Genomic DNA, 4055 nt, shown 5'->3' with positions numbered 1-4055 from the left:
CGACGAGGGTGGTCGCGGCGAGGCCGAGGGCGATGAGGGTGGCGGTCAAGGGCACGCGGGCACGGCGTGGTCGGGACACTCCGGTCTCCTTTGTCCTTACTGGACAGCGGTCGCGGGGGCCGGCTCGCCGAAGACCGTCCTAGATGGGGCCGGGCGGAACGCCTTGCCGGGACGTTCGTTGCGGCATTATGTCGAATCGCTGAACAAATTAATTCCGCTGAATCGGTTCATGGCAAGCCTTCGATTGGTAACGTTTCGGCAACGGCGGGTGAGATTCCTATCAGGACCGCGCAAAGCGCCCACCCCTTCCATGAAGGAGGGCCCCGCTGAACGCGTCGGCTGTCGCGCTGGCAACGGAGAGCGCACCTTGGCAGGCCGGCGGATCTGTCGTACGGTGACACCCAAGTGACCCACGGGAGCCCGGTTGACCGGGCTGAGAGGGGGGCTGCGAGCCCCCGACCGTCGAACCTGATCCGGGTAATGCCGGCGCAGGGAGGAGTGTTGCCGTGCCGTCCCTGGGACGATTGCATCTGATCACCGACACCCGGCCCGGGCGGGATTCGCTCGCCGTGCTCCGGGCCGTACTGCCGATGGCCGGTGGCGAGCTGGTGGTGCAGGTCCGGGTCGAGGACACCGCGACCGATCGGGAGGCGTACGACCTGGCCCGGCGGGTGGTCGCGCTCTGCACGCCGTACGCGGTGACCTGCCTGGTCAACGACCGGCTGCACGTGGCACTGGCGGCGGGCGCGGTGGGCGGCCACGTCGGCGCGGACGACCTGCCGGTCGAGGCGGCCCGACGGGTGCTCGGCCCGGCCGCCGTGCTGGGGGCCACCGCCCGCGAGCCGGGGTCGGCCGCCGAGGCGGTCACCGCCGGAGCGAGCTACCTGGGCGTGGGCCCCTGCCACGCCACCACCACCAAGGACGGGCTGCCCCCGGCGATCGGGGTGCCTGGCATCCGGGCGGTGGCCGAGGCGGTCGCCGTGCCGGTGATCGCCATCGGGGGAGTGACGGCGGCGGACGTACCCGAGTTGCGGGCCGCCGGCGCGTACGGGGTGGCGGTGGTCGGCGCACTGTCTGGTGTCGCCGACCCCGCCCGCGCCGCCGCCGAGCTGATCGGGGCGCTGACGTGTTAAGAGGGGACCCCTCCTCTACCGGAGGCGTTGACAAGGGGCCCTTCCTTGCACCGGACGTGGCGGTGGTGGGGGCGGGGCCGATCGGGCTGGCGATCGCGTGGCGGTGTGCGGCCCGTGGGCTGCGGGTCGTGCTGCACGATCCCGCTCCCGGGTCGGGTGCCTCGCAGGTCGCGGCGGGGATGCTCGCGCCGGTGGCCGAGGCGTACTTCGGTGAGCGGGAGCTGACCGGTCTGCTCACCGCCTCGGCCGCGCGCTGGCCGGGGTTCGCCGCCGAGCTGACCGAGGCGGCCGGCACCGACATCGGGTACCGGACCGAGGGCACGCTGGTGGTCGGGCTCACCGCCGACGACCTGGCCGAGGCACGGCGGCTGTGGGCGTACCAGCAGGGGCTGGGGCTGCCGGTGACGCCGCTGCGCCCCGGGCAGCTACGGGACCGCGAGCCGGCGCTGGCCCTCCGGGTGCGGGGCGGCGCGCTCGCCGCCACCGACCACCAGGTCGACCCGCGCCGGCTGGTGCCGGCGCTGCGGGTGGCCGCCGAGCGGGCCGGCGCGGTGCTGGTAGCTGAGCCGGTGCGCCGGCTGTCCGACGTGACCGCCGGGGTGACCGTGGTCGCCGCCGGGTGCGGGGCCGCCGCCCTCACCGGCTTGCCGGTCCGTCCGGTGAAGGGCCAGGTGCTCCGGCTGCGCGCGCCCGACGGCGGCACGCCGGGCTTCCGGCACGTGATCCGGGGGTACGCCGACGGCGAGCAGGTCTACCTGGTCCCGCGAAACAGCGGCGAGGTGGTGGTCGGCGCGACGGTCGAGGAGCGCTCCGACCTGGAGGTGACCGCCGGGGCGGTGCTGCGGCTGCTGCGCGCCGCGGTCGACCTGGTGCCCGAGCTGGCCGAGTACGACCTGGTGGAGACCATGGCCGGGCTGCGCCCGGGTACGCCGGACAACGCCCCGATCCTGGGGCCGCTGCCGGGTCGTCCGGACGTGCTGGCCGCCACCGGCCATCACCGGCACGGGATCGTGCTCACCCCGGTCACCGCGGATCTGATCGCCGACCTGGTCACCGGAGGCGCCCCCGAGCCGCTGCTCACCCCCTTCCGCCCGGACCGCTTCGTCACCGCCCCCGGTTCGGGCTCGGACGTCGGCCTCGGCACGGGCGTTGATCTCGGCTCGGGCGTTGGCGTCGGGTCGGGCGTTGGCATCGGGTCGGGCGGAGGCGTCGGGTCGGGCGTTGGTTTCGGGTCTGGTGTTGGTTTCGGGTCGGGTGTTGGCATCGGGTCGGGCGGAGGTGCCGGGTCGGGCGGAGGTGCCGGGTCGGTCACATCCGGCGTGCCCACCCGGTTCGAGCAGTGGACGGAGGATGCCTGATGGAATTGACGGTGAACGGTGTCGGGCGCAGTGCGCCGGACGGGGTTACGGTCGTCGACCTGGTCCGGGAGGTCAGCCCGCAGCAGCGCGGCGTGGCGGTGGCGGTGAACGGCGAGGTGGTGCCGCGCACCGGCTGGCCGACCACGGTGTTGCGGGGCGGCGACCGGGTCGAGGTGCTCAGCGCCGCCCAGGGCGGGTGAGCCCGATGGGCATCGAGTCGGCGGGCTTCGAGTCGGCGGGCTTCGAGCTGGGTGGTGTGCGGTTCGGCTCCCGGCTGATTCTCGGCACCGGTGGGGCGGCCAACCTGCATGTGCTGGAGCAGGCGATCCGGGCGTCGGGCACCGGCCTGGTCACGCTGGCGCTGCGCCGGGTGGAAACCGTCCCGGGTCGCGCGGGCGGCCTGCTGGACCTGCTCGACCGGTGCGGCGTACGGCTGCTGCCGAACACGGCCGGCTGCTACACGGCCGGCGAGGCGGTGAAGGTGGCGCGGCTGGCCCGGGACGCGTTCGACACCGACTGGGTCAAACTGGAGGTGATCGGCGACGAGCGGACCCTACTGCCCGACGGGGTGGAGCTGCTGCGCGCCGCCGAGGAACTGGTGGGCGACGGGTTCACCGTGCTGCCGTACACCTCGGACGATCCGGTGCTGGCCCGCCGTCTCGCCGACGTGGGCTGCGCGGCGGTGATGCCGGCGGGCGCACCGATCGGGTCCGGCCTGGGGATCAACAACCCGCACCACATCCGGCTCATCCGGCAGGACGTCGACGTGCCGGTGATCCTGGACGCCGGTATCGGCACCGCCTCCGACGCGGCCCTGGCCATGGAGCTGGGCTGCGACGCCGTGCTGCTGGCCAGCGCGGTGACCCGGGCCGCGGACCCGGTGGCGATGGCCACCGCAATGCGGTACGCGGTCGAGGCCGGGCGGCTTGCGTTCGGTGCCGGCCGCATCGCCCGCCGCTTCCACGCCCTCGCCTCCACCCCCGACGACGGACGCCCCGACCTGTGACCCGACACCTTGCCGATCTTGGTACGAAGGCGCCCCACAGAGGGCCGGTTCGTACCAAGATCCCACCGGTCTCGGGCGTCGTGCTGCTGACGGATCGGCGGATGGCGCGGGGGGCGTTGGTGGACGTGGTGGCGGCGGCCGTGGACGGCGGAGTGCGCTGGGTGGTGCTGCGGGAGAAGGACCTGCCGCGCGCCGATCGCCTCGCCCTCGCCGTCGAACTGCGGCAGATCCTGGCCGAGGCCGGCGGCACCCTCGTCGTCGCCGGCCCCGACCCGCTGACCGACACCGCCCCGCTGCCTGGCTCTGATCTGCTGGTTGGCTCTGATCTGCTGGACGGTGCCGGCCTGTTGGAGGGCTGCGGTACCGCCGATGGCGGTCTGGTCATCGACGCCGCCTCGGCGGGCCGGTCGCGGGTTGCGCTCCACCTGCCGGCGGCCGGGCCCTACCCGCCGCCCAGCGCCGACCTGGTCGGCCGGTCCTGTCACGACGAGGCGGAGCTGCGCCGACTAACCACCGAGGACTACGTCACCCTCTCGCCGGTCTACCCCACCCGCACCA

At 74.2% G+C, this 4055-nt stretch carries 5 protein-coding genes and 1 riboswitch; all 5 genes read left to right on the top strand.

Translation table 11 applies throughout. The features are described 5' to 3' along the window. The first annotated feature begins 403 nt into the window (after positions 1 to 403). Positions 404 to 512: riboswitch (TPP riboswitch) on the top strand. Beyond that, complete coding sequence (gene thiE, locus C1I95_RS32390) at positions 507 to 1133, top strand: thiamine phosphate synthase (protein WP_111219727.1); 627 nt, start codon at positions 507 to 509, stop codon at positions 1131 to 1133. It overlaps the preceding riboswitch by 6 nt. Continuing rightward, the gene (gene thiO, locus C1I95_RS32385) at positions 1127 to 2491 is read left to right on the top strand and encodes a glycine oxidase ThiO (RefSeq protein WP_233514022.1); all 1365 of its coding nucleotides are present in this window, start codon (positions 1127 to 1129) and stop codon (positions 2489 to 2491) included. Before thiE ends, thiO begins: the two co-directional genes overlap by 7 nt. Further along, on the top strand, positions 2491 to 2691 hold the full coding sequence (gene thiS, locus C1I95_RS32375) for a sulfur carrier protein ThiS (protein ID WP_111219725.1): 201 nt from the start codon (positions 2491 to 2493) through the stop codon (positions 2689 to 2691). The genes thiO and thiS overlap by 1 nt, the downstream gene beginning before the upstream one ends. A gap of 5 nt (positions 2692 to 2696) precedes the next feature. Next, positions 2697 to 3497 carry a thiazole synthase gene (locus C1I95_RS32370; protein ID WP_111219723.1) on the top strand — a complete coding sequence of 267 codons (801 nt, stop codon included), beginning with the start codon at positions 2697 to 2699 and terminating at the stop codon, positions 3495 to 3497. A 101-nt stretch (positions 3498 to 3598) separates the two neighbouring features. Next, positions 3599 to 4055 (top strand): thiamine phosphate synthase (locus C1I95_RS32365; RefSeq protein WP_438941357.1); only part of this gene is annotated, 457 nt, incomplete at its 3' end.

It is taken from the genome of Micromonospora craterilacus, assembly GCF_003236315.1.
In the GTDB taxonomy this organism is placed as follows: Bacteria; Actinomycetota; Actinomycetes; order Mycobacteriales; family Micromonosporaceae; genus Micromonospora; species Micromonospora craterilacus.
This window is presented reverse-complemented; position numbering and strand designations above follow the sequence as displayed.